General features: G+C 76.7%; 20 protein-coding genes. 4 read left to right on the top strand and 16 right to left on the bottom strand.

Going from position 1 to position 24,922, the window contains the following annotated elements; genetic code table 11:
- The first annotated feature begins 128 nt into the window (after nucleotides 1-128).
- On the top strand, nucleotides 129-1,277 hold the full coding sequence (locus KGD84_RS10310) for a hypothetical protein (RefSeq protein ID WP_220560043.1): 1,149 nt from the start codon (nucleotides 129-131) through the stop codon (nucleotides 1,275-1,277).
- Here the strand turns inward: KGD84_RS10310 and KGD84_RS10305 are convergent.
- The 6 genes from KGD84_RS10305 to KGD84_RS10280 are packed head-to-tail and all read right to left on the bottom strand — an operon-like array spanning nucleotide 1,267 to nucleotide 10,129.
- Complete coding sequence (locus tag KGD84_RS10305; RefSeq protein WP_260697205.1) at nucleotides 1,267-3,519, bottom strand: TIGR03986 family type III CRISPR-associated RAMP protein; 2,253 nt, start codon at nucleotides 3,517-3,519, stop codon at nucleotides 1,267-1,269. The genes KGD84_RS10310 and KGD84_RS10305 overlap by 11 nt on opposite strands.
- Complete coding sequence (locus KGD84_RS10300; RefSeq protein WP_220560041.1) at nucleotides 3,513-4,259, bottom strand: hypothetical protein; 747 nt, start codon at nucleotides 4,257-4,259, stop codon at nucleotides 3,513-3,515. The genes KGD84_RS10305 and KGD84_RS10300 overlap by 7 nt, the downstream gene beginning before the upstream one ends.
- On the bottom strand, nucleotides 4,256-5,857 hold the full coding sequence (locus tag KGD84_RS10295) for an RAMP superfamily CRISPR-associated protein (protein WP_220560040.1): 1,602 nt from the start codon (nucleotides 5,855-5,857) through the stop codon (nucleotides 4,256-4,258). Before KGD84_RS10295 ends, KGD84_RS10300 begins: the two co-directional genes overlap by 4 nt.
- Complete coding sequence (locus tag KGD84_RS10290; RefSeq protein ID WP_220560039.1) at nucleotides 5,854-7,659, bottom strand: hypothetical protein; 1,806 nt, start codon at nucleotides 7,657-7,659, stop codon at nucleotides 5,854-5,856. Before KGD84_RS10290 ends, KGD84_RS10295 begins: the two co-directional genes overlap by 4 nt.
- A complete protein-coding gene (locus KGD84_RS10285) occupies nucleotides 7,656-8,321 on the bottom strand; it encodes a hypothetical protein (protein WP_220560038.1) in 666 nt (221 codons plus the stop codon). Before KGD84_RS10285 ends, KGD84_RS10290 begins: the two co-directional genes overlap by 4 nt.
- Nucleotides 8,318-10,129: a hypothetical protein gene (locus KGD84_RS10280; RefSeq protein WP_255646438.1), complete on the bottom strand. Its 1,812-nt coding sequence runs from the start codon at nucleotides 10,127-10,129 to the stop codon at nucleotides 8,318-8,320. The genes KGD84_RS10285 and KGD84_RS10280 overlap by 4 nt, the downstream gene beginning before the upstream one ends.
- Before the next feature lie 249 nt (nucleotides 10,130-10,378).
- On the opposite strand from KGD84_RS10280, the gene KGD84_RS10275 reads away from it, so the two are divergent.
- Nucleotides 10,379-10,534: a hypothetical protein gene (locus KGD84_RS10275; protein ID WP_220560037.1), complete on the top strand. Its 156-nt coding sequence runs from the start codon at nucleotides 10,379-10,381 to the stop codon at nucleotides 10,532-10,534.
- A 269-nt stretch (nucleotides 10,535-10,803) separates the two neighbouring features.
- On the opposite strand, the gene KGD84_RS10270 is transcribed toward KGD84_RS10275, so the two are convergent.
- Nucleotides 10,804-11,760, bottom strand: coding sequence for a CRISPR system precrRNA processing endoribonuclease RAMP protein Cas6 (locus KGD84_RS10270; RefSeq protein WP_220560036.1), 957 nt, complete (start codon nucleotides 11,758-11,760; stop codon nucleotides 10,804-10,806).
- Nucleotides 11,761-11,833: 73 nt separating this feature from the next.
- Nucleotides 11,834-12,364, bottom strand: a complete 531-nt coding sequence (locus KGD84_RS10265) for a DUF1697 domain-containing protein (protein ID WP_220560035.1) — start codon at nucleotides 12,362-12,364, stop codon at nucleotides 11,834-11,836.
- Nucleotides 12,365-12,447: 83 nt separating this feature from the next.
- On the opposite strand from KGD84_RS10265, the gene KGD84_RS10260 reads away from it, so the two are divergent.
- Nucleotides 12,448-13,455: a hypothetical protein gene (locus KGD84_RS10260; RefSeq protein WP_220560034.1), complete on the top strand. Its 1,008-nt coding sequence runs from the start codon at nucleotides 12,448-12,450 to the stop codon at nucleotides 13,453-13,455.
- A gap of 36 nt (nucleotides 13,456-13,491) precedes the next feature.
- Here the strand turns inward: KGD84_RS10260 and KGD84_RS10255 are convergent, their stop codons facing one another.
- Nucleotides 13,492-15,228, bottom strand: a complete 1,737-nt coding sequence (locus KGD84_RS10255; protein WP_370634685.1) for a solute symporter family protein — start codon at nucleotides 15,226-15,228, stop codon at nucleotides 13,492-13,494.
- Between the two features lie 20 nt (nucleotides 15,229-15,248).
- Complete coding sequence (locus KGD84_RS10250; RefSeq protein WP_255646437.1) at nucleotides 15,249-15,719, bottom strand: DUF485 domain-containing protein; 471 nt, start codon at nucleotides 15,717-15,719, stop codon at nucleotides 15,249-15,251.
- A gap of 492 nt (nucleotides 15,720-16,211) precedes the next feature.
- Here KGD84_RS10250 and KGD84_RS10245 point away from each other — a divergent pair, with 492 nt between their 5' ends.
- On the top strand, nucleotides 16,212-16,466 hold the full coding sequence (locus tag KGD84_RS10245) for a hypothetical protein (protein WP_220560031.1): 255 nt from the start codon (nucleotides 16,212-16,214) through the stop codon (nucleotides 16,464-16,466).
- A gap of 161 nt (nucleotides 16,467-16,627) precedes the next feature.
- Here the strand turns inward: KGD84_RS10245 and KGD84_RS10240 are convergent, their stop codons facing one another.
- The 6 genes from KGD84_RS10240 to hutH form a co-directional block, all read right to left on the bottom strand.
- On the bottom strand, nucleotides 16,628-17,716 hold the full coding sequence (locus KGD84_RS10240; RefSeq protein WP_220560030.1) for a GNAT family N-acetyltransferase: 1,089 nt from the start codon (nucleotides 17,714-17,716) through the stop codon (nucleotides 16,628-16,630).
- A gap of 154 nt (nucleotides 17,717-17,870) precedes the next feature.
- On the bottom strand, nucleotides 17,871-19,076 hold the full coding sequence (gene hutI, locus KGD84_RS10235) for an imidazolonepropionase (protein ID WP_220560029.1): 1,206 nt from the start codon (nucleotides 19,074-19,076) through the stop codon (nucleotides 17,871-17,873).
- Complete coding sequence (locus KGD84_RS10230; RefSeq protein WP_220560028.1) at nucleotides 19,073-20,425, bottom strand: formimidoylglutamate deiminase; 1,353 nt, start codon at nucleotides 20,423-20,425, stop codon at nucleotides 19,073-19,075. The genes hutI and KGD84_RS10230 overlap by 4 nt, the downstream gene beginning before the upstream one ends.
- A complete protein-coding gene (locus tag KGD84_RS10225) occupies nucleotides 20,422-21,627 on the bottom strand; it encodes an allantoate amidohydrolase (protein ID WP_220565657.1) in 1,206 nt (401 codons plus the stop codon). Before KGD84_RS10225 ends, KGD84_RS10230 begins: the two co-directional genes overlap by 4 nt.
- Nucleotides 21,628-21,679: 52 nt before the next feature.
- Nucleotides 21,680-23,338 (bottom strand): urocanate hydratase, encoded by a 1,659-nt coding sequence (gene hutU, locus KGD84_RS10220; protein WP_220560027.1) that lies wholly within the window; start codon nucleotides 23,336-23,338, stop codon nucleotides 21,680-21,682.
- A 23-nt stretch (nucleotides 23,339-23,361) separates the two neighbouring features.
- Nucleotides 23,362-24,909, bottom strand: coding sequence for a histidine ammonia-lyase (hutH, locus tag KGD84_RS10215; RefSeq protein WP_220560026.1), 1,548 nt, complete (start codon nucleotides 24,907-24,909; stop codon nucleotides 23,362-23,364).
- Nucleotides 24,910-24,922: the final 13 nt, after the last annotated feature.

The following is a 24,922-nucleotide window of genomic DNA, read 5'->3' as shown; positions in this document are numbered from 1 at the left end:
CAGTCCTAGTTTGTTAGTTGGTCTCCCGTTGACTCGGGAGTGCCACCTGAGGTCTCACGTACTCGCACACGCTTCTCCGGAGGGCTGGGGAAGCGACCCGGCCCCGGAACACCCGGGGAGAAGAGTTCGTGAGCACGCACCACTGCTCCGCCTGGGAGCTGTTCGGCTCCGCCGCCTTCCTGCGCGTCTTCACGCGCGTCCTGGGGTGCGGGCCCTGCTCCGCGGACGGAACCGCGCAGGGCTGCTCGGGCCACGCCGAACAGTTCTGCGACTACGTCGACCTGTGCGCCGAGCACTGCCCGTGCCCGGACCACGGCGGCGACCCCGACGGCGTCATCGCCGTGCGCATGCGGCGCGCGGCGCCCGTCGGAGGGGCGGTCGACCGGACCGCCGCGCACCGGCTGCGCGACGCCCTGGACGACGTGCGCCGGGACCGGTCGTACAAGAACCTGCGCCACGTCTACCCCCAGCCCGCCGCCGACGGGCGGGTGCGCTGCGCGTTCTCCGAGCGGCCCCGGCGCTGGGCCCAGCGCCGCGACGTGGCCCGCGTGGCCGCCGACGTGGTCGACCAGGAGGCGCTGGCCATGCTCGTGCTCACCGCGGGCTGGGGCAACCCCGCCGCCGACCTGCCCGAGGACATCTCCCCCGGCGAGACCGTCTCCTTCACCGAGGACGGCAGCGCCGTGCCCGTCGCCGACCTGCACGGCCGCGGGCTGGGCGGCCCCAAGGAGGCCCCGATGGTCTCCACCGCCACCGGCGACTACCTCCTGCGCAAGCTCGCCGAACTGGCCGCCGGCCGCGACGCCGACCCCGGGCGCACCCCCGACCAGCGGCGCCGCCTCCTGCTGCGCCGCCTCCTGCCGGCCCTGAGCGGCGAGGACGTGGCCCGCAGGCTCACCGGGGTCCTGGGGCGCATGGCGGTTGACATGCCCACCCACTTCGCCCTGGTGCAGCAGGCCCGGGGCCGGGCCCGCAGCGCCCCCTACGCACCCGTGCCGGACGCCCCGGCCGTCCCGGCCGGGGCCGACCCCGAGCGCCGCGAGGTGCTCAGCGAGGAGGAGAAGATGTGGCTGGAGCGGACCGCCCTGGAGCTGTCCGCCCGCGCGCAGGAGCGGCGGGCCGCCCTGGAGGCCGACCCCCAGGGCACCCTGGACACCCTGCTGTGCGCGATCCTGGAGGAGGGGCGGGGCGTGCCCGCCCGCTGGGCGGACGCCCAGGACGACCCCGACCGGCGCGCCGACCTCATCGACGCGCTGACCGAGGTCATCACGGGGTGAGCAGGCCGGCCGCCGCGTAACGGTCGACCAACGGGGGCAGGACCGGGTACTCGGCGAACGCGCGCAGCGGCATCACCGCCGTGTCCTCCCAGGGCAGCCGGTGCCGCCAGCGCGCGGCCAGCAGCACGTCCACGGCCTGGTCCACCTCCCGCCACCGGGACGGGTCGCCGCTCCCGGAGATCCGGCGTGCCGCCAGCGCGCCGTCGAAGGCGTCCAGGAACGCCCGCACCCGGGCGGCGCCGGCGCGCTCCACCCCGGCGTCCGGGTCCGGGGACAGCGCCCGGGCCCGCCGGTCCACCAGGTACAGCCGCGGCCGCAGGTGGACGCTGCCCATCCCCAGCGACTTGCCCATGCCGATCTTGTGCGCGTACTCCGGATCGGCCGGGTCGCCGCCGTCCACCGGGTTGTCCAGCAGCAGGGCCCGCAGCAGGGCGCCCAGCTCCCCGTCGGTGAGGTTGGTGAAGGTGATCCGCGACCGGAACACCAGGCCGTCGCGGAGGGGGACGACGTCGCGCTGGGTGTCCCGCGGCGGGCCGTGGCCGCCCCCGGGCGGCAGCACCTCCAGGCCCGGGTCCTCGCGGGCGGCCTCGTCGTAGCGCACCGGCGAGCCCAGGCCCTCGCGGTGCCGGTGCAGGTAGGCCTTGTAGCCGTTGAGCCGCACCTGCCCCTCGTGCGCCCACGTGATGACGTCGGCCCTGCCCCCGGCCGCGTCCGGCCCCTGGAGCAGGTAGTTGGCGAAGCAGCCGCGCTGGGGGGAGAGCAGCCGCACCCGCAGGGCCGCCCCGTCTGGGTAGTCCGGGTCGGGGTCGGTGCACACGGCGTTGCCGAAGAACACCCGCCCCTTGGAGGCGGACGCCTCGCCCGCGAACGTGTCCACGTCCCCGAACAGGGCCCGGCCCACGTCCACCGGCCGCCCCGCGCGGTCGGCCCGGTCGGCGTCCCCGTGCTGGGGGCTGAGCAGCGCCTCCGGCACCGCCCGGCGGATCGGGTCGTCGTCGCTGACCGCGATCCGGTAGCCGCCCGAACGGCCGAAGGACACCACCGACCCCCGCGGGTCCACATCGAACCAGACCGGCTCCATACCGCGGCGGGGCAGCCCGCCGCCGCCGGAGCCGCCGACCCGCTCGCGCTCGGGGTCGCCCTCCTCCGTACCGAGCCCGTCGGGGAACGCGGCCCGCTGGTACCCGGTGATCTGCTCGGCCGACTCGAACATCTCCACCAGGGCGTCGGGGACGCGCAGCCGGCCGGTGCGCAGGTCCGGGGGCCGGGGGAACAGGTAGGCGTTGCGGCGCTCGCCCCCGGCCGCGCCGGTGAGCACCACCAGGGCCGGGACCACCCCGCCCCGGCCCAGGTCGCGGACGTCGATCCGGTGCTCCGCCAGGTGGGCGCGGGCCTCCTGCTCCGTCGGGGCGACCGCGGAGACGCGCCGCTCGCCGGGCAGGTGGACGGCGTACACCCAGCGGTACTGGAGCCGGCCGTGCTGCTCGTGGGCGGTGGGCACGTACGGGGCGCCCCGGGGGTTGTCCGGCAGGTCGTCCACCCCGAAGTCCCACCGCTTGAGGCTCTCCCGCAGCACCGTGAACGGCACCTTCAGCGCCTGGCCGCGCTCCCCGCCGGGCCTGGCCGCCGGGACCTCCACGATGTACCAGCGGTCGCGGGAGCGCTCGTGGAACAGGAAGCCCTGCCGGGTGCGCAGGCCCGCCCGCCGCCTGCGGTACTGGGAGTGGCGCAGCGCCATCACCGAGCGGGTGCGGGGCGACAGCGTGCTGTCGGCCGAGGCCGGGTCGATGCGCACCGGCGCCCGGAAGAACAGCATCGGCGTGTTGACCGGCCCGGTCTCCCCGCTGGTGAGCATGCGCAGGGTGTTGCGGACCAGGCCGCGCAGCCCCGAGCCCGGCAGCACGGGCAGCGGGGTCTCGCCGTGCGGCAGCCGCAGGGAGCGGCTCACCCCGCCCCGGTCCGGGGTGCGGCCCACGAAGGTGGGCGTGAGGGTCGTCAGGGACAGGTCGATCCACCCCGAGTGGGTGCCGCGCACCGTGCGGTCGTGGCTGCGCAGCAGGTCCCCGGTGTCGTAGCCGCCGTGCAGGTCGGCGGCGGGCACGGGCTCGGCGGCCATGCGGACCGCTCCGTAGGGCGCGGTGGCGCGCGCCGGGGCGTCCCGCCCGGCGGGTCGGGGCCGCTCGGCGGGGCGGGGACGCTCGGCTCCGCCCAGGCGGGAGGCCACGTCGCGGGGGTTCACCACGGCGCCTCCCCGACAGGCTCGTCGCCGGTGCCCGGGTCGAACACCGGGCCGGTCGGCTTGGGCCCGGTGGACAGGCCGGTCAACCGGTGGAAGGCCACCCCCACGGTGCCGGTCCCGGGGTCCTGCGCCCAGTACTCGCGCACGGTCAGCCAGCTGCCGGTCCCCTCGGCGACGGCCCGCCCCCCGCGCACACGGCGCACCCGCGCGGAGAAGTCGCTCCACACGACCGGCAGGACCGCGCGCGCTCCGGAGGGCTCGGCGGTCACGGTCAGCGGCACCCCCTCGCCCGGGGAGCGGCCGTGTTCGGGCCCGGTCCAGCCCTGGAGCAGGAAGGAGCGGTCGCGCGGGCGCAGCCACGGGGGGACCTCTCCGGGCGCGTCGGCGCAGATCCACCCGGACCGGCCGCCCTCCCCGATCCGGATCTGGGCGTGGGCGGCGAACACCAGCACCTCCAGAACGCGGACCCGGTCGGCGGGCGCGGCCGGCGCCGCCGCCGACAGGTCGGCGGTGCCGGGGCCGTCCGACCGGTGCCAGCGGTCCCGCGGGCAGACCCCGGTGATCCGGCCGTCGCCCAGCTCGGCCAGCAGCCACTGCGGCGCGTCCGGGTCGCCGGGGGGACCGGGCGGACCGGTGTCGAGCAGGCCGCAGCGGACGCCCCGCACGAAGACGTCGTCGAAGACCGCGTCGATCTCCGCGGTGCCCAGCCGGCGCACGGTCACTCCCGCAGGGGCGTCGGTCACGGCCGTCCTCCTTCCCGTCGTGGCGCTTCGGGCCCGGTGTCACCGGAGACCAGGAGGCGCAGGGCGGCCACCCACTCCCGGACGGCCTCCGCGTCCGGGCCGTCGGGGGCGAACACCGCCGCGACCAGGTCGACGCGCCGCCGCGGCCCTTCACCGTAGGACACCAGCTCCGCGCCGACCGCGCTCACCCGGCCGTGGCCCACGCCCGAGCCCGCCCCCAGCGTGTCGAAGGGCACCGTGGCCAAGTCGCGGACGACGAGCGCGCACAGGCCCAGAACCGCGTCGTCGGGGTCCTCGACGTCGAACACCGCCTCGGCGGTCCCCCCGCACTGGAGGTCGTGGGTGAACAGGCGGCCGTCCACGGAGTCCCCGAACAGGGGGTCCACGGCCATCCGGGTGGCCGTCACCGGCGCCCCGCCGGTGATCACCGGGACCTCCCGCAGCCGCACCCGGGAGGGGCGGGGGGCGGCGTCCCGCCCCGGGGTGTCGGCGCCCCACCAGTGGCCGAACCAGTCCTGCGGACCGGCTCCGCCCAAGGCCTGGGCGGCGTCGCGCACCGTCCGCGCCGCGATCCGCTTGACCAGCGCGAACAAGGCAGTGTCGCCGAGCACCGGGGCCATGCGCACCTCGCCCTTGTCGGGGTCCTCGACCACCGGGCGCCACCGGTGGGCCCGGTCCGTCTCGCCGAGCCGGTCTCCGGCGGGGACGTCCCCGACCGACAGCAGCCCCGGACGCAGAGCGTCCGGCGGCGGCGCCAGCGGGTCCTCGCGCTCGCCCACCGCCAGGGTCAGCCGCAGCTCGGCCCGGCGGCGCCGGTCGGGGGCGGCGACCCGCGCCGCCACGTGGGCGGCCGTCCCGGTCCGGCCCGCGGCGCGCAGCTCCCGGCCCAGGGTGTCGGCCAGGTCGGCGGGGGCGTCGGCCAGGGCGTCCTCGCCGGCCTGCCACCGCTCCCGCCAGGAGACGCCGTGGTGGGCGAACCAGTCGTGTTCGTCCCCGAGGTCCAGGCGGCGGGCCGCCCAGTGGGTGGCCCGCACCGCCCCGTGCCCGCGGCCGGTGCGCCCGCCCAGCCGGGCGCCGGCGCCGCCGACCCCCTCCGCGGCCAGTGCCAGCAGTGTCAGCAGCCGGGCCTCGTCCGCGGGCGCGGGAACCCGCAGCCGCAGGTGGACGACGAACACCGTGCCCGCCGGGAGCACCTCCCACTGCCACAGCAGGCCGGGCAGGACCGTCCCGGAGGCGGGGTCCACCCGGGTCCCGGTGCGCACCGCCACCCCCGTCCCCTCCGGCAGGCGCGCGAACGCGTCGTCGACCTCCAGCGCGCTGGCCCGGGGAGCGGTCCCGTCGTCCTCGGCGGTCCCGAACAGCTCGCCGGCCCGGCCCGGACCGCCCGTGCGGGCGGCCAGGGAGTGGCGCAGCAGCCCGGCCAGGGTGGTGGCGCGCAGCCGGGGCGCGCCGGTGCGCGGGTCCCGGTCCAGGTACAGGTCCACGTCGCTCTGGGCGGCGTGCCGGGGCACCGCCTGGGCGGCGCCGATGTGGGTGTCGGAGAGCAGGCACCAGCGTCCGGCGACCTCCCACAGCACCCCGGGTCCGGGTGTGTTCACCGGCGGCCCCCCTGGGTGTGGGCCGGGTCGCGGGTGCGCAGCACCCGGGCGGTCTCGGCCAGCCAGGAGGACACCAGCGCCAGGCACAGCCGGGCGGCGTTCCGGCGCTCCCAGGCGCGGGCGCGCGGAGAGAGCCCGGCGGGGTCGTCGCGCGGCGGCAGCCCGTCGGCCAGGGACAGGTCCACCGCGGCGATGGCGGCCGCGTAGGCGGGGCTGTGCGCGGGCCGGGGGCGGTTGGCCTCCCACCAATCGGCCGCGGCCCCTCCCCCGCCGACCCCGGACAGCCACACCCGCACCGGGATCGGCGGGCTGCCGGGCGGCACCACCCGGGCCCGGGCCAGCGCCCGGACGGCCCGGTCGTGCAGGGTCTTGGGGGACCCGCCCGCGGAACGCTCCCCGGCCAGGACCCCGGCCAGCGCGTCCAGGGCGGCGTCCGCGCCGTGGTGCGGGTGGGTGACCGCCTCCCGCAGCCGCCCGACCAGGCTGGGGGTGAGCGGTTCCAGCCGGCGGGCGGACCGGCGGGCCAGCATCCGGGCGTGGTCGCGGACCGGTTCGGCCGCGGCGTTCCACAGCAGGTCGTCGTACAGGGCGGCCAGCCCCGGGTCGTCCCACTCCAGGGGGCCGTGGGCGGCGACGGCGCCGCCGTCGGGCAGGGCGACGGTCCCGGCGGGGCGCCCCGCCAGGGGCACGGCCTCGGGAGCGGGCGGCAGCGGGCCCCGCGGGGGCGGGTCCAGCAGTACGAACTGGCCGTGGCCGTCGATCACGCGGTCGCCCAGCGGGTCGGCCTCGATCGCCCGGACCAGGGCGGCGGGCAGGGCGCGGTCCAGCACCAGCCGCACCACCGCGCCGGGGGCGGCCGCACGCCTCTGGGCCATCGGCCCGCGGTAGCCGCGGTGGTAGGCGCCGACCACGGTCGACTCCACGTGGGAGGCGACCACCCGCACACCGGCCCCCGGCAGGTGCCGGGCCAGAAGCGCCCGGACCTCCGCGACCAGGGCGCCGGGGGCGTACTGGCCGTGGTCGCCCACCACCAGCGCCGGGGACAGCAGCAGCAGGTCGACCGGCTCCCCCGCCGCCCAGGAGCGCCGCCCCGCCGGCGCGGTCCGGTCCGGGGAGAGCGGGGCGTCCGGGTCGACCGGGGACACGCGCACCCCGCCGTGGGCGCGGGTGCCGCCAGACCCCAGGGTGAGCGAGCCCCGCGCGGCGTCCAGCACCCCGATGACGCGCTCGGCGAGCGCCTCCAGGCCGGCGGGGTCGTCTGCCAGCAGCTGCCAGCGCGCCTCGAAGACCTGGCCCGAGTCCAGGGCCGTGGTGAAGAACGGCACCCCCCGGTCGGGGTCGCCGGTGCGCGCCCGCCCCAGGTAGCGCTCGGTGGTGGTGCGCACCCGCGCCCGCAGCGACCGGTCCAGGGTGATGGGGTCGCGCACCGCCCGGTAGGGCACGGCCGGGTCGGCGTCGGCGAACACGTCCGCCATGGTGTCGCTGTTCTTGCCCAGGGTGTACAGGTAGGCGGGCGGCGGGTAGGCGGCCCGGGCCGGGCCCGGGCCCGGCAGGTCCGGGTCGGCCCCCGGCTCCAGCCGCGGGTGGGCGGCGGCGAACCGGACGGCGCCGCCGTCGGCGACCCATGCCCGCTCCTCCTCCCCGAGCCCGGCCCTGCGCAGCGCCGCGGCGAGCATCCCGCGCTGGGCGCGCCCGCCGATGACGTGCTCGGAGTCGATCCGCAGCGGGTCGAAGGAGGTGCGCACCACCAGGGTGTCCGCCAGGACGTAACGCAGCGGCAGGTAGCCGCTCACCCCGCTCACCGCGGCTCCCGCACGGGCGGGGCGGCCAGCCGCAGGGTGAGGGCGTCCGGGTCCTCGTCCGGATCCCCGGCCAGGCGCACGTCGACCCGGCCCCGCCCCCGGGTGCCCTTGAGGCCGATCCCGGTGGTGGCCAGGCAGGCGCGGGCCAGCAGCCGCCAGTGGTCCGGCCCCGGCTCCCGGGCCCAGGTCAGCTCCGAGGTCAGGACCAGGCCGGGCAGCAGCACCCGGTGGGTGCGCAGCCGCCCCGGCTCGGCGGCACCGTGCGGGCCGACCTCGATCCCGGTCTCCAGCACGGTGTGGGCGTCGGTCACCGCGCGGCGCAGCACCGCGCGCGCCGACTCCGACCGGCCCGCCAGCGCGCGGGCGACCGCGGTGCGCACCGCGTCCCCCGCGACGGCGTGCCCCAACCGCAGCATGCGGTCGCGGCCGTGTGAGCGCTCCCGGCCGAACACCTCGCCCACCGCGTCCTCCAGGCCCGGGGACACCGCCAGGGCGCGCCGGGCGCCCGCGCGCAGCCGCGCGGCCAGCCGGTGGCGGGGCAGGTAGGGCAGCCCGTGGTCGTCGGTGACCACGTCGGTGTCGGCGCCGGTGCCGTCGGCGCTGGCCCCCACGAACAGCGCGGGCGAGGCCAGCCGCACGACGACGCGCCCGGGGGCGCTCACCGGGGACCGCCCCCGGGTCCGCCGCGGGCCGCCGACAGGCGGGGGTCCAGGGCCCGGGACAGCCCCGGGTCCAGGTACAGGTCCATCATCTCCACGGCGTCGAGCAGGCCCGCGGGCTCCCAGTCCCGGGGCAGGTCCACCGGCCCGCCGGTCACCCGGGCGCGCCGGGCGATCTCCGGGGCCGGGTCGGTGCCCGACTCCAGCAGGGGCACCAGCGACGAGATCAGCCAGCCCCGCCGCCGGGAGTCGCCCTCCGCGGTCAGGCTCCCCGGGGCGTCCGGGTCCAGGTACCGGTCCAGGAAACCGGTGAACCCGGTACCGGTCAGCGGCAGGCCGGTGCGCCGCACCGGGCCCCGCCGGGCCGCCTCCCACCGGGCGAGCACCCGGTCCACCCCGTCCACCCGGGTCGTCCACGCCACCACGTGCTCGTCGGGGGCGCCGTCCTCCATCGCCGCCACCCGGTGCCGCTTCGCGGTGGCGCACATCGCCTCGCACAGGTCGTGCCCCAGGGACAGGGGCGCGCCCACCGGCTGCACCGCGACGCCCACCCCCACCGTGGGCACGAACGTGGTGTGGCGGTGCCCGCCGTACCCGGCCGCGGTGCGCCCGCCGCCGGGCCGGTCGCCGTGCGCGGCGACCAGCGTGCGGTGCAGGGCGGTGCGGGGGTCGGCCGGGTCGCCGATCCCCTCCGGGTCCGCGTCCAGCCACTCCAGGGCGTACCGCACCAGGGGCAGGGCCAGCCGCGCGTCGCACAGGACGGTCAGGTCGTCCCCGGCCACCACGATCGGCCGCACCGGCAGCCGGACCGGGCCCGACGGCTCGTGGTCCAGGGCGATCGAACGCGCCCCGCCCGGAATGACCGGCTCCCGGCCCGGGTCCGCGCGCACCGTCGCCGCCACCGCGCGGACCAGCACCCGCGCCAGCGCCCCGGTGAGGTCCGCGATGCGCTGCGACAGCCGCCGCTGCGCCAGGGCCCCGGAACCGGGCACGTCCCGGTCGCCCGCCCGCTCGCGGTACTCGCCCAGGATCGCGCCGAGCCCGTTGACGTCCAGGTGCACCACCGCGATCCGGCTGACCCCGCCCGGCTCCCGGCCCAGCCGGTCCACCTCCATCGGCAGCGCCAGCCGCGGCGCCCCGGTGGCGGTGGCCGCCCCGGCGGCCCAGGCGGCGCTGTGCGCGCGGTGCCAGCGGCGGCCGATCCCCCGGGCGCGCGCCACGTCGGCGCTCACCCGTTCGGGGACCCCGGGGCGGTCGTCCTGGGCGCGGCTGGGGTCGAGCACCTCGGCCGGGCCGCCGCCCACCGCGCACACCGCGGTGATCCCGTACCCGTGCGCGGGGTCGTGCAGGGTGGACATGTACCCGCGGGCCCGCCGCAGCCGGTCCGGCAGCAGGGCCAGGGCCTCGTCCACATCGTGCGCCGGGGCCGACCCCTCACCGGGGGCGGAGGGGCCGTAGGGGACGTGCGCCACCACGGGGGTGAGGTCGCCGGCGCGCTCGCGCAGCACACGGGTGTAGCGGGCGGTGAAGCGCCGGGCCGCCGCCGCGTCGGGCAGGACCACGGTGAGCGCCCCGCCCGCGTCGCGCAGCACCGTGCAGTCGTCGGGGACCAGGCCGGCGATCCCCCGCACCGGGTCGGAGGTGTCGGTGAGTTCGGCGACCAGGGCGGCCCGTCCCACCGCGTCCAGGATGCGCCGCCCGCTGTACACGTAGGCCTGGATACCGCGCAGGTCCACGCCGACCACCACGCCCCGTGCCGGGGGCGCGGGCACGCCGGCGGCGGACCGGTGCTGCTCGGAGGCGGAGGTCACCGTGTCGAGACTCCTCGTCGCGTGGCCGGGCGGGGGCAGGGCGTGGGCCGGGCGGGACCCGTCCACCACTCTCGGACGGTCCGGTCCCATCGACGGCCCACAACCCTTACCAGCCCAAGGGCGGCGAGGCATCCCCGGGAAGGGGATTGGCCCGAACCGGCCACCCGGCGAGGGGGCCGGGCGGCCCCCGCCCGTGTCTGTCCGAGAGGGTTTCCATGCACGAACCACCCACGGTACGGAGGTTCCCCGGTGTCGCCGCACACATCAGAGACGATCACCCAGCACGAGCCCGCTCCGACCGCCCCTCCGGAGCCCGCCCCGCTCACCCCGCAGGAGCTGGTCCCGCACCTGCGCGACCTGGCCCGGTCCCTGCGCGAGCGGGCCGCCGACCGGCGCCCCTCCTGACCCGGACGGGCAGCGGACCCCACGGTCCCCCCTCCCCGGAACGCCCCGACCGGAGCCGTTCCGGACCGGTTCCCCGGCCCCACCCCGCCGGGAGCCGCACGGCGACGAGATCCACCGCCCCCGCGCCCTTCGACCCCGCGCGCAGGCGGCCCCGCCGGTCCGGTCATCCCTCTCCTCCCGCGCCCCGCCCCCCGCGCGTGCACGACAACGCCTCCGGCGCGCCCGTCCACCGCGGACGCCGCCCGCCACCGCCCCCGGCCGCGAGCCCCTCAGTCGAAGAGCAGTCCTCCGAACTCCTCCAGCCCGGCCACCGCCGCACGTGTCTCCAGCGGCCCCGGCCCGGGCCGGGAGGGCGGCCGCTGGGGGGCGCGGCGGGCCCTCTGGGCCACCACCGCGGAGGACGGGGCGCCCGGGGTCACGGTGTCCACCAGCACCGAGCCGAAGCCCTGCGCCGTGTACTTGCCCACGCCGGTCAGCTCCACCAGTTCCAGCAGGGCGGTGAAGGCCTCGGCGTGCCGCCGGTCGCCGCCGGTCAGCTCCAGGCGCAGCCCGCCCTGCCAGCCCAGGACGGTCCGGCCCTCGGCCTGATGGTGCTCGGCCAGCCGGATCTCCTCACCGGGCACGGGGAGGCGGCGCACCAGGTCCAGCCCCTCGAACGCCGACTCCAGCCAGGTCCCCGCCAGCGCGGGCGGCGCGAACCGGGCGACCGCGCCCATCGCCCCGCTGCCGCCGACGATCCCTCCGCCGGAGCGGTGGACCGCCCCGAAGATCCGGCGCGGCCCCGGCCACACGTGCGGGATCCGCTCACCGGAGGAGTCCCGGGTGGCGGTGACCACGGGGGTGCGGCTGCGCAGCTCGGCCGAGCGGACCGGCAGCGGTCCCCGCGGACCGGCCAGCAGCTCCCCGTAGCGCCGGTCGAAGGTGCGGGTCACCGACAGGGGTTCGAGCAGGTGGTCGCCGATCCGCTGGACCCGGCCCACCGCCTCCTCGGGGTCCGAGGGCGGCGGCACCTCGTCGTCCAGCCAGGTCAGCGTCCAGTGGTACAGCCGGTCGCCCAGCGGGGCGGGCCACCCGTTCATCGCCCACCGCTTGGCCAGCGCGTGTTCCTCCGGCGGGTGGGGCCACCAGCGGTTGAGCAGGCCGTGGCAGTCCTCGGGACGGATCGGGCGCGCCGTGTCGGCCCGGTCGCGCAGGATCACGGTCCATCGTCTCGGCACCGGTACCACCGTCCATTCGGGGAACGCGCCGTGGTCTTCTCTCGGACAGATGTTTTCTCTCGGACAAGTATTTCGGCAGGGGTCAGGAGCGCGCCATCTCCGCGAGCCTGAGCACCGTCCGCCAGTTGCGCCCGGTGACGAACCCGTCGGCGTGCCGGGCCACCACGTCGGGCAGCCGCGCGAAGCGCAGGCCCTCCTCGTGGACGGTGTACGCCTCGGTCGCGGTCGCCGCGAGGCGCTCGCGCGGGTACTCCGCCGGGTCCAGCGCGGACAGCGCCGCGGTGTCCAGCGTCCCCGAGCAGAACAGGACGAGGAAGCGGGAGGGGTCGGCCACCTCCAGCGGATTGGCCTCCACCGCGGCGCCGAGCGCCTCCGCGGTGCGCACCACCACCGGCACCTCCAGCCCGAACCGCTCGCGCAGCCCCGCGCCCACCGCCGCGGCCACCGCCTCCGGCCCCTCGTCCCCCGAGGCGACCACGGCGTTCCCGCTCTGCAGGTGGGTGGTGACGTCCCGGTAGCCCAGGTCGCCGAGCAGGCCCCGCAGGTCGGCCATGGCGATCCGGTTGTGCTTACCGACATTGACCCCGCGCAACAACACCACGTAGACACCCATGGGGCCATTGTGCCGACCGGTACCGACGCCCCGGCCCGTACCCTGGGGAACGCCGCGCTGTTGCACCGAATCCCGGAGACGCCGTGACCCGCCTGAGCCATACGTTCGACCTCGCCCCCGCCGACCGGGGAACGGTGGACCGGATCGTCGCGGGCCTGTACGAGGTGGCCGCGGCCTGCCGGTTCGACGGCCGCGGCTGGCTGCTGCCGCCCGCCGAGGAGGACCTCGCCCCGCTGGTCGAGCGCGCCGGGGAACTCGGGCTCGTCGACGTGCGCGAGCGCGCCGGGCGGCTGGCCCGGCGGGAGGCCGCCGTCGCGGAGCTGCGCGACGGCTCGCCCGACCCCGAGCGCCGGAAGGCGCTGGAGGCCCTGGCGGCCCGGTCGGGGCTCCAGCTCCAGACCGGCCGCCACCTCCAGGAGCGCGCCCACTACCTGGTCGCCGAGCTCTCCCCCGACGGGGTCCCCGTCGAGCCCGGCGACGACGAGGACAAGGGGTGGAGCAGCACCGGCGTCACCGTCACCTCCTGGGACCCCTGGGGCCGCGCCTCCGTCGAGTACGCCATGCCCGACACCGCCGGCACCGGCGACGCCCCGGTGACCTGGGGCTCGGTGTCCCACGACGGGGCGGCCGGCACCGTGGACTGGACCCTGGACGTCCGGCTGCCCGGGCGCGGCCCCCGGCTGCGCTCGGCCTCGGCCTCCCTGCACCTGGACCTGGACGCCTGGTACGCCGCCCTGGAGGACGGCCCGGTGCCGCCGGCGCACCTGACCGCCACACACGCCATGGCCCGGGTGGAGGGCTGGATCGAAGCGGCGGCGACCCCGGAGGGGCGCTGGTCGGTGAAGGTCGTCCTGGACGTGCGCGGCCGGGGCCTGTACAGGCCGTTCGTGGCGGCGGCCCTGTGGGCGACGCGCACCTCCTTCCGCAGGCGGGACGCCCGGATCCGCCGGGAGGGGGCCGACGAGCCGACCGTGGCCGACCGGCTGGAGCAGGCGACCCGGGCCTGGGACGCCGCGGCGCGCTCCGCACCGGAGATCCCCGGCCTGCTGGCCGACCTGGCCCGGGCCCTGGAGCGGGCGCGCCGCCCCTGACCCCCTCCCCAGGCCCGGCCCCGGGCGCCCCCGCGGTCACTCCTGGTCGGCGCCCCAGCCGGTGAGGGAGCGCACCCGCAGCTCGGTGAACCGGGCACTGTTGCGCTCGGGCGAGAGCAGGCTGCCCACCACCGCGCAGGCGAACCCGACGGGCACCGCGATCAGCGCCGGGTTCTCCAGGGGGAAGAAGCCGATGTCGATCCAGGACGGCAGCACCGACAGGTTCTCCCCCGTGGCCGGGTCGGTCTTGCCCGACATCACCGGCGAGAACAGCATGAGCAGCAGGGTGGACGCCAGGCCGCCGTAGATGCCCCACTCCACGCCCTTGGTGTTGAACCGGCGCCAGAACATGGTGAGCACGATGACCGGGAGGTTCGCCGCGGCCGCGATGGCGAAGGCCAGGCCCACCAGGAACGCCACGTTCTGCTCCTGGGCCTGCACGGCCAGCGCGATGGCCACCGCGCCGATCAGGCACGCGGAGAACCGGGCCACCGCCACCTCCTGCGACTCGCGCGGGCGCCCCCACATGAGGATGTGCCCGAACAGGTCGTGGGCGATGGAGGAGGACGAGGCCAGGGTGAGGCTGGCGATGACCGCCAGGATGGTGGCCAGCGCCACCGCGGAGATCAGCGCGAGCAGCACCGCGGCGCCGACCGGCCCTGCGGTGAGCCGCCCCAGCTCCTCGGCGAGCATCGGCACCGCGCTGTTGCCGGAGGGGTCCAGGGCGAGGATGCGCTCGGAGCCCACCAGGGCGGCCGCCCCGAACCCCAGGGCGAGGGTCATCAGGTAGAAGGCCCCGACCATGAGGATGGCGCGGTTGACCGACGAGCGCGCCGAGCGCCCGTCGGGCACGGTGTAGAAGCGGATGAGGATGTGCGGCAGGGCGACCGTGCCCAGCACCAGTGCCAGCCCCAGGCTGATCAGGTCGAGCTTGTTGAACATGGTGGTCGCCGGCTCCCCCGGCACCTCCACGCCGAAGCCCAGCCCCGGCTCCAGGAACGCCGGCCCGTGGCCGCTGGCGTCGGCGGCGGCGCCCAGCAGGGCGCGCGGGTCGAACGAGAACATGGCCAGGACCAGGACGGTGAGCAGCCCGGTCGCGCCCAGCAGCACGACCGCCTTGATGATCTGGAGCCAGGTGGCGGCCTTCATGCCGCCGTACATGACGTAGACGATCATCAGCACCCCGACCAGCACGATCGCGCCGGTGCGGGCCTGAGCGGCGTCCACGCCCAGGAAGGTGCCGCCGTCGTGCAGCCCGAGCAGGACCGACACCAGCGCGCCGGCGCCGACCATCTGGGCGACCAGGTAGAACACGCACACGATGACGGTGGAGACCGTGCAGGCCAGCCGCACCCGCATCCGGCGCATCCGGAACGCGGGCAGGTCGGCCATGGTGAACCGGCCGGTGTTGCGCATCAGCTGGGCCATGGGCAGTACCAGCAGCCAGGCCACCAGGAAGCCGATGGAGTACAGGAACCCGTCGTACCCCTGGAGGGAGATCATCCCGGCGATGCCCAGGAACGAGGCGGCCGACAGGTAGTCGCCGGTGAGCGCCAGGCCGTTCTGGGTGCTGGAGAAGCCGCGCCCGCCCGCGTAGTAGTCGACGGCGCCCCTGGTGGTGCGCCGGGCCCGAATGGTGATGGCCAGGGTGACCAGGACGAACAGGGCGCACAGCCCGATGGTCCAGGCGTGCGCGGCGCCGAACCGGCCGTCCAGCGCGGTGGGCGCGGCGAGGAGGTGGGCGGTGCCGTCCCCCGTGACGGCACCGATCATCCCGGACGCGCCGGCCGCGGTCATGGGCGCACCGCCGCGCCGTCCGCCCCGTCCCGCGCGGCCGGGTGCGGCCGGGCGCCGCCGGCGGCGCGGTCCCGGACCTGTGCGGCCAGGGGGTCGATCGCGCGTTCCGAGAAACGGCCGAACGCCCAGGCGAGCACGAAGGTGAGCAGGAACTGCCCTATTCCCATGACCAGGGCGACATTGACGGATTCGGCGATCCGGATGCTCATGAAATCGCGCGCGTAGGCCGACAGCAGCAGATAGGACATGTAACTGCCGAGGAAGGCGGCGACCAGCAGGCCCGCCTGAATCGCGAATCTCCTTCGCAGCCGAACGAAGCCCGGATCGACGGACATGCGTTCGCAGGCGTGGGCGATATCGGCCTGTGCGCGCCGCCGCGCCGCCGCCGACCTGCCCGGGGGCGCGTGGAGTTCCCCTCCGGGATCCGGCACGCGCCTTCTGTAGACGCCCTCCATGTAATCGACCACGGCCCTCCCCCTGAATTCACCTTCTTCCGGGCACCGCTCCCCCGCGGCCCCGCCACCGCTCGGCGCGCCGTCCGCGGCGGGCGTGTGCGAACCCCCGCACCCGCCGCGGGCGCCCCCCTATTTCCGAGCGGTACGGGCAACACCCTAGCCACGGTTTCCACGCCGTGTTCATCAAATGCGCAAATCGACTGGAGGAAATCACCGGACACCGTTTCAGGAACGGACGAAGAAGAAGTCGCGACTACAGTCGGCACCAAATCGCCGCACATCACGCGACCCGGATCACACGTGCGCGGAAGCGGGGAAGGCCCTGTTCAACACGGGCACGCCGGAGCCGTCGGGCCGCAACGGTCCCCGGTCTTCGCTAGGCTTCGGGGCGACCCCGAACCCTTGCACGGCGAACCCGGTGAACATCCGGCCGTTTCGTTCGTACAGGTGTATGATCAGGGGGTCCTGCACTGTTCAACGCGATACCGAAGGGAAATCCCCGCCGTGGTCACCGAGGTCTTCACGCGCAAGTACTGCGATCCCCACGCCGTCCGCGAGGAGAAGGTCGAGGCGACTGAGGTCATCCAGTTCGCCTGGGACGGCACCGTCCGCGAGGTCGACGCCTGCGCCGACTGCTTCAAGGAGCACGAGGCCCGCTTCGAGCCGCTGGTCGACTACTCGCGCCCGGTCAAGAAGCGCCGCGCCACCAAGAAGTCCGCCGAGACCGCGGGCACCGAGGCCGACGAGAGCGGCGAGTAACACCCGCGCCCGGTCCGGCACCGACCGCGACCGCCCGCGCACCCGAGCACTCCTCCACGGACGAGCGCTCCCGTGCCCCAGGAGACGGCCTCGACGCGTCGAGCACGAACGGGGGTCGGCGACACCCCCGGTGCCGTCGGCCCCCGTTCCCGTGCGGACGGTCAGCCGCGGCCCATGAGGCGGGCCAGGCGGCCCTCCCGCTCCCCGGAGGGGCCGGACTGCAGGGCTTCGGCGACCGGGAGCCGCGCGTGCACGTAGGAGCCCTCCTGCACCCGCACCGAGGCACCGGAGCGGCTCATGATCCGCAGCATCGCGGTGTTGGACAGGGTGGTCTCCGCCCGCACCTCCGCCAGCCCCCAGTCCGCGGCGACGACGGTCAGCGCCCGGGCCAGCGCGGTGCCCACACCGCGGCCCTGCCAGGCGTCCTCCACCAGGAACGCGATCTCCCCGACGCCCGGGTCCAGGGTGTACATGAGGTGGCCCAGGGCCACCGGCTCCTCCTCCCCCTGCGGCCGCACCGCCAACGTCAGCCCGCGTTCGGGGTCGCAGAACACGCGGAGCATCTGCGGGGTCGGCTCGGCCAGCCCCGCCAGGTAGCGCCCGCGCACCGTCTCGGGGGTGCAGCGGCGGTGCAGGTCCACCACGGCGGGCGCGTCCGCCTCGCGCACCTGGCGCAACGACAGCGGGACGCCCTCTCCGGTACGGACGATCCGGTCGGTGGGCACCGGGCCGGCGGAGGGCATCACCGAGCGCACCAGGGCGTCGGCGCGGCTGGACTCGGTCCAGGTGAAGGGGCGGGAGGCGCGGCGCACCAGCACCCCGCGCAGCGGGCCGACCGGCACCAGCAGGGAGGTGCCCGGCTCCGGTCCGCCCGGGCCCTCGGCCCGGGTCAGGTTGGTCCAGCCGGCCCCGTCGGCCGTCAGCAGCTCGGCCAGTGCTTCGGGCAGCCGGTTGGGGTGGGCGCGCAGCCGCGCGGTGAGCAGCAGGGCCCGGGTCACGTCGTCGCCGACCTCGCGCCGGTGGGCGGGAACCGCCGTCACCGTCCCGGTCGGGCAGTGCTCCTGGAGCGCGCGCAGCGCCGCCCCGGGGTCGCCCGGGATCTCCGCCACGAACTCGTCCACCACGCCCGAGACGTCGGTGTGGATGGACAGTCCCACGATGTCGCCGCCGCATTCCGCGAGGGCTCCGACGAGTCCGGCCAGACCGCCGGGCCGGTCCTCGACCGCGGTCCTGATGCGCCACAGACCCACAGCGCCCCCTGGAGAAGATGTTCCCGCCGCCGCGGGGACGACGCTGTCCCCGCGGCGGCGGGACGCGCACCGACGTGATCCCAGGTTGGGGGACGCAGGTTTCCGGGACGTTAGGCGCCCGTTGAGTTCTGCGCCCCGCCGCTCCGCACGGGGCTCAGGGGCGGCCGTGGGCCAGGACGCCGTCCTTCCACACCGCGGCGACCAGGGGGACGCCCGGCCGGTAGGCCAGGTAGAGGTGGTTGGGCGCGTCCAGGAGCACCAGGTCGGCGCGGGCGCCCGGGGCCAGCCGGCCCACGTCGGTGCGGCGCAGCGCCAGCGCCCCGCCCGCCGTGGCCGCCCACACGGCCTCGTCGGGGGTCATCCCCATGTCGCGGACCGCGACGGCGATGCAGAACGCCAGGCTGGAGGTGAAGCACGACCCCGGGTTGCAGTCGCTGGCCAGGGCCACGACCGCGCCCGCGTCGATGAGCGCCCGCGCGTCCGGGTAGCTCTGCCGGGTGGAGAAGTCCACCCCCGGCAGCAGGGTCGCCACGGTCGGCTCGGGCCGCCCGCCCGCCTGCGCCAGCGCGTCCACGTCCTCGGCGGACAGGTAGGTGCAGTGGTCCACCGACGCCGCGCCCACCTCCACCGCCAGGCGGACCCCGGGGCCCTCGCCCAGCTGGTTGCCGTGCACACGGGGCAGCAGCCCCCGCTCCATCCCGGCGGCCAGCACCCGGCGCGAGGCCTCCTCGTCGAAGGCGCCGCGCTCGCAGAACACGTCGATCCACCGCGCGTGGGGGGCGCACGCGTCCAGCATCGGGCCGGTGACCAGGTCCACGTACCCCTGCGGGTCGTCGGCGTACTCGGGCGCCACCACGTGCGCCCCCAGGAAGGTGACCTCGTCGGTCACCCGCCCCGCCACCCGCAGGGACCGCGCCTCGTCGGCGACGGTCAGCCCGTACCCGGACTTGACCTCCAGGGTGGTCGTGCCCTGGGCGCGCGCCTCGGCGGCAAAGCCGCGCGCCCGCCCCAGCAGCTCGGCGTCCGAGGCCGCCCGGGTGGCCGCCACGGTGGTGCGGATGCCCCCGGCGGAATAGGGGGTCCCGCTCATCCGGGCGGCGAACTCGCGGCTGCGGTCGCCCGCGAACACGATGTGGGAGTGGGAGTCCACGAAGCCGGGGAGGACGCACCTCCCGGCGGCGTCCACCCGCGCGTCGGCGGCCGGGGCCCGGCCGCGCGGACCGGCCCACGCCACCGTCCCGCCCTCGATGACCAGGGCGGCGTCCTCGATGACGCCGACCGCCCCCTCCCCCAGCCCGGGGTCGTTGGTGACCAGGGTGGCGATGTCGTCGATGAGGATGCTCTCGGGCACGTCGGTCACTTGAGGATCTCCTTGATCACCGTGTCGAGGTCGCGGGCGAGGTCGGGCATCCGGGTGTGGACGCCGTCGCGGACGGTCCAGCGCCCGTCGGCCATCACGTTGCGCACGTCGGAGGCGTCGGCGGCGAACACCACCGCGTCCACCCCGCGCGCCGGGTCCGCGCCGGCCAGCCGCACCCCCTCCAGGGGCACGTTGACCAGGTCGGCGCGGGCCCCCGCGGCCAGCGCGCCCGCGTCGTCCCAGCCCAGGGTGGCGTGGGCGGTGGCCGCGCGCAGCAGGTCGCCCGCGCCCAGGGTGCCCCGCCGGTGGGTGCGCAGCCGCTCGTGCAGCTCCACGGCGCGCGCCTCCTCGAACATGTCGATCCGGGCGTGCTGGTCGCTGCCCAGGCTCAGCCTGCGGGCGTCCAGGTCGCCGGTGCGGGGCAGGCCGTCGGCCAGGTCCCGTTCGGTGGTGGGGCACAGGCACACCACCGAGCGCGACCCGCGGATCGCCGCGACGTCGCCGTCGGTGAGGTGGGTGGCGTGCACCAGGCTGGTGCCCTCCCCCAGCAGCCCGGCGTCGCCGAGCACGGCGGTGGGGGTGCGGCCGTGGGCGGCCAGGCAGGCCGCGTTCTCGGCGGGCTGCTCCGACAGGTGGACGTGCAGCGGGCCGCCGATCCCCGCGGCGGCAGCCGCCACCTCGGGCAGCTCCCGCGCCGGGACCGCGCGCACCGAGTGGGCGGCCGTGCCCAGCAGGGCGTGGCCGGGCAGCGGCCCGAACGAGCGGACCCGCTCGGCCCACCCGGCGGCGTCGCCGTCGCCGAACCGCGTCTGGGGCCCGGACAGCGGCCGGTACGTCCCGTCCGGCTCCAGCCCGCCCGCCAGGTAGCAGACGTCGAGCAGGGTCAGCCGCACCCCGGCGTCGGCGGCGGCCGCCACCAGCGCCCGCCCCATCTCGTTGGGGTCGGTGTAGCGGACCCCGCCCGGGGCGTGGTGCAGGTAGTGGAACTCGCCGACGCACGTCACCCCGGCCAGGGCCATCTCCGCGTAGACCGCGCGGGCCAGGCGCAGGTAGGTGTCCGGGTCGAGCCGGTCGGCCACCCGGTACATCACCTCGCGCCAGGTCCAGAACGAGCCGCCGTCGGCGTGGGTGCGCCCGCGCAGCGCCCGGTGGAAGGCGTGCGAGTGCGCGTCGGCCAGGCCCGGAAGGGTCACCCCGGGCAGCACCTCGGCGTCGGCGGGGGCCGCGGTGCGGGCCGTGACCGCGGTGAACCGGCCGCCGGCGACCTCCAGCAGCACCCCCGGTTCGGGGGCGCCGTCGGCGGAGCCGGTCCAGGCCCATTCGCACCACAGGCGGGTCGGCGCGCTCATCGGACCGCCTCTCCGGTGAGCAGGTCGGCCAGGACGTCGGCCAGGGCCGCCACCCCGGCGTGGCAGTCGTCCGGGCGCGCCCACTCGTGCGGGGAGTGCGACACCCCGGTGGGGTTGCGCACGTACAGCATCGCGGTGGGGACGTGCGCGGCCAGCACCCCGGCGTCGTGCCCGGCGCCGGTGGGCAGCACCGGCACCGCCGGGCCGTCCCCGGCGAGCACCGCGCCGAGCCGGTCGCGCAGGCCCTCGGTGAAGGCCACCAGCGGGGTGCGGGACTCGGCGGTCACCGCCACCCCCACCCCGTGCTCCAGGGCGGCGCGCTCGGCGGCCCCGCGCACCCCGGCCACGACCGCCTCCAGGGCGGCCTCGTCGGCGGCCCGCGCGTCCAGCCAGGCGTTGACCAGCGACGGGATCGCGTTGGTGCCGTTGGGGGCGACCCGGGCCTTGGCGACGGTGGCGCGGGCGCCGTGTGCGGCCGCCATCTCGCGGGCGGCCAGAATGGTGTGCGCGAACGGCAGCATGGGATCGCTGCGGTCCTCCAGGCGGGTGGTCCCCGCGTGGTCGGCGCGGCCGGTGAAGTCCAGCCGCCACCGGCCGTGCGGCCAGATGGAGGAGCCCACGCCCACCGGGTGCGGGGTGTCCTCCAGTGCTCGGCCCTGCTCCACGTGCAGCTCCACGAACACGTCGAGCAGCCCCAGGGTCGCGGGGTCGGCGCCGGCGGCCGCCGGGTCCAGCCCGGCCCGCTCCATCGCCGCCGCCCAGGTCGTCCCGTCGGCGTCGGTCAGGCCCAGGGCCCGCTCCGGGGAGATCTCCCCGGTGCTCAGCCGGCTGCCCAGGCAGGGGACGCCGAACCGGCCGCCCTCCTCCTCGACGAACACCGCCAGGGCCAGCGGCCGCGCCGGGCGCACCCCGCGCCGGCGCAGCTCGTCCACCGCCGCCAGTGCGCTCACCACCCCCAGCGGGCCGTCGAAGGCCCCGCCCGAGGGCACCGAGTCCAGGTGCGAACCGGTGGCCACGGCGCCCGGACCCGGCGCGCCCCACCAGGCCCACAGGTTGCCGTTGCGGTCGGTCCGCACGTCCAGTCCGCGGGCCTTCGCCTCCTGGACGAACCAGGCCCGGGCGTCGGTGTCGGCGCCCTCCCAGCTGAACCTGCGGTAGCCGCCGTCCGGGTCCCGGCCCACCGGGGCCAGGTCCGCCCACATCCGATCGAACGCCCCCGCGTCGGGGGTGGTGCCGTGCTGCGCCACCGGGACCCTACTCCCCCTCGCGCATCGGAACGCGGATGCCGTGGGCCCGGGCGACCTGCTCGGCCTGCTCGTACCCGGCGTCCACGTGGCGGATGACGCCCATGGCCGGGTCGTTGGTGAGCACCCGCTCCAGTTTGGCGGCGGCCAGTTCGGTGCCGTCGGCGACGCTGACCTGGCCGGCGTGCAGGGAGCGGCCCATGCCCACGCCGCCGCCGTGGTGGATGGACACCCAGGAGGCGCCCGAGGAGGTGTTGACCAGGGCGTTCAGCAGTGGCCAGTCGGCGATGGCGTCGGAGCCGTCCTTCATGCCCTCGGTCTCCCGGTAGGGGGAGGCCACCGAGCCGGTGTCCAGGTGGTCGCGGCCGATCGCCAGCGGGGCGGTGATCTCCCCGGCCGCCACGAGCTCGTTGAACCGCTGTCCGGCGGCGGCCCGCTCGCCCTGTCCCAGCCAGCAGATGCGGGCCGGGAGCCCCTGGAACGCCACCCGCTCGCCGGCCATGCGGATCCACCGGCCCAGGTGCTCGTTCTCGGGGAACAGGTCCAGGATCGCGCGGTCGGTGCGGGCGATGTCGGCGGGGTCGCCCGACAGCGCCGCCCACCGGAACGGCCCCTTGCCCTCGCAGAACAGCGGCCGGATGTAGGCGGGCACGAACCCGGGGAAGTCGAAGGCCCGGGTGAACCCGCCCTGGCGGGCCTCGTCGCGGATGGAGTTGCCGTAGTCGAACACCTCCGCCCCCGCGTCCAGGAACCCGACCATCGCCTCCACGTGCGCGGCCATCGACTCGCGGGCCCGCACCGTGAACTCCTCGGGCTTGGCGGCGGCCAGGCCCTTCCAGTCCTCGAACGCCACCCCGGCGGGCAGGTAGGCCAGCGGGTCGTGGGCGGAGGTCTGGTCGGTGACGATGTCGATGGGCGCCCCGCGCGAGAGCAGTTCCGGGAACACCTCGGCGGCGTTGCCCAGGACGCCGATGGACAGCGGGCGGCGCTGGTCGCGGGCGGCGGTCGCCAGCTCCAGGGCGTGGTCCAGGCCGTCGGCGCGCACGTCCAGGTAGCGGTGCTCGATGCGGCGGTCGATGCGGCTGGAGTCGCACTCCACCACGATCGCCACGCCGTCGTTCATGGTCACCGCGAGGGGCTGGGCGCCGCCCATGCCGCCCAGGCCGGCGGTCAGGGTGATGGTGCCGGCCAGCGTCCCGTTGAAGCGCTTGGCGGCGACCGCCGCGAACGTCTCGTAGGTGCCCTGGAGGATGCCCTGGGTGCCGATGTAGATCCACGAACCGGCGGTCATCTGCCCGTACATGGTCAGCCCCTGCGCCTCCAGGCGGCGGAACTCGGGCCAGTTCGCCCAGTCGCCCACCAGGTTGGAGTTGGCGATGAGGACGCGGGGCGCCCACTCGTGGGTGCGCATGATGCCGACCGGGCGGCCGGACTGCACCAGCAGGGTCTCGTCGCCCTCCAGGTCGCGCAGGGACGCGGTGATGCGGTCGAAGCTGCGCCAGTCGCGGGCGGCCTTGCCGGTGCCGCCGTAGACCACCAGCTCCTCGGGGTGCTCGGCGACCTCGGGGTCGAGGTTGTTGTGGAACATGCGCAGGGCGGCCTCCTGCTGCCAGCCCTTGGCCGACAGGGTGGTGCCGCGGGCGGCGCGGACGGTGCGCGGGGTGCTCATGGTGCCGTGTCCTCCTGGGGGTCTCACTGCAGCGGGGTGACGGATTCGGCGGCCGCGAGAACCGAGCCGTCGGTGATGAGTTCGCCGACCCGGGCGATCTCGGGGGCCAGGTAGCGGTCGGGGCCGGGGCCCTGGACGTGCTCGCGCAGGGCGCGCACGACGGCGCCGGTGGCCGGGCCCGGCTCCAGTGGCGAGCGCAGGTCCAGAGCGCGGGCGGCGGTCAGCAGCTCGACGGCCAGCACGCCGGTCAGGCCGTCGACGGCGCGGCGCAGCTTGCGGGCGGCCGACCAGCCCATGGACACGTGGTCCTCCTGCATCGCCGAGCTCGGGATGGAGTCGACGCTGGCGGGCACCGCCAGGCGCTTGAGCTCGGAGACGATGGCGGCCTGGGTGTACTGGGCGATCATGTGGCCGGAGTCGACGCCGGGGTCGTCGGCCAGGAAGGCGGGCAGCCCGTGCGAGCGGGACACGTCGAGCATGCGGTCGGTGCGGCGCTCGGCGATGGACGCCACGTCGGCGACCGCGATGGCCAGGAAGTCGAGCACGTAGGCCACCGGCGCGCCGTGGAAGTTGCCGTTGGACTCCACCCGGCCGTCGTCGAGCACCACCGGGTTGTCGATGACGCTGTCCAGCTCCCGGCCGGCGACGGTGAGCGCGTGGGCCAGGGTGTCGCGGGCGGCGCCGGCCACCTGGGGGGCGCAGCGCAGCGAGTAGGCGTCCTGGACCCGGCTGCAGTCGGGGCCGCGGTGGGAGGCGACGATCGGGGAGCCGGCGAGCAGGGCGCGCAGGTTGGCGGCGGAGGCGGCCTGCCCGGGGTGGGGGCGCATCCGCTGGAGGTCGTCGGCGAACACCCGGTCGGTGCCCAGCAGCGCCTCCACGCTCATGGCGGCGGTGATGTCGGCGACCTTGAGCAGCCGCTCCAGGTCCGTGCAGGCCAGAGCGAGCATGCCGAGCATGCCGTCGGTGCCGTTGATGAGCGCCAGGCCCTCCTTGGCGCCCAGCTCCACCGGCGTGATCCCGGCCTCGTGCAGGGCGGTGAAGGCGGGCTTGAGCTCCCCGGCGGAGTCGCGCACGTCGCCCTCCCCCATCAGGGCCAGCGCGACGTGCGACAGCGGGGCCAGGTCTCCGGAGCAGCCCAGGCTGCCGTACTCGTGCACGACGGGGGTGATCCCAGCGTTGAGCAGGGCGGCCAGGGTCTCGACGGTGGCCACCTCGACCCCGGTGTTGCCCGAGGCCAGCGTGCGCAGGCGCAACAGCATCAGCGCGCGCACCACCTCGCGCTCCACCTCAGGGCCGGCGCCCGCGGCGTGCGAGCGGATGAGCGAGCGCTGCAGCCGCGCCCGCAGGTCGGGGGCGATGTGGCGGGTGGCCAGGGCGCCGAACCCGGTACTGACGCCGTACGCGGGGACCTCGCCGCGGGCCAGGGCCTCGACCCGCTCGCGGCCGTGCCGGACGGCCTTGCGGGCCTCCTCGGTGAGGGTGACGTGGGCGCCGTGGCGGGCGACGGCCAGGACTTGGGCCGGGGTGAGCGGGGCGCCGCCGACGGTGACGGGAGCAACTGCTGTGGACATGCCCCCATTCGAC

This window comes from Nocardiopsis changdeensis, assembly GCF_018316655.1.
GTDB lineage: Bacteria > Actinomycetota > Actinomycetes > Streptosporangiales > Streptosporangiaceae > Nocardiopsis > Nocardiopsis changdeensis.
Note: the sequence above shows the minus strand (reverse complement) of the source record. Positions and strands in the feature narration are given on the sequence as shown.

Bases quoted from the DNA above. Each gene is read 5' to 3' on its own strand.
- KGD84_RS10265 (WP_220560035.1), bottom strand. From the start codon at position 12,364: ATGGGTGTCTACGTGGTGTTGTTGCGCGGGGTCAATGTCGGTAAGCAC.
- KGD84_RS10255 (WP_370634685.1), bottom strand. From the start codon at position 15,228: ATGATCGGTGCCGTCACGGGGGACGGCACCGCCCACCTCCTCGCCGCG.
- KGD84_RS10230 (WP_220560028.1), bottom strand. From the start codon at position 20,425: ATGAGCGCGCCGACCCGCCTGTGGTGCGAATGGGCCTGGACCGGCTCC.
- KGD84_RS10225 (WP_220565657.1), bottom strand. From the start codon at position 21,627: ATGTGGGCGGACCTGGCCCCGGTGGGCCGGGACCCGGACGGCGGCTAC.
- hutU (WP_220560027.1), bottom strand. From the start codon at position 23,338: ATGAGCACCCCGCGCACCGTCCGCGCCGCCCGCGGCACCACCCTGTCG.
- hutH (WP_220560026.1), bottom strand. From the start codon at position 24,909: ATGTCCACAGCAGTTGCTCCCGTCACCGTCGGCGGCGCCCCGCTCACC.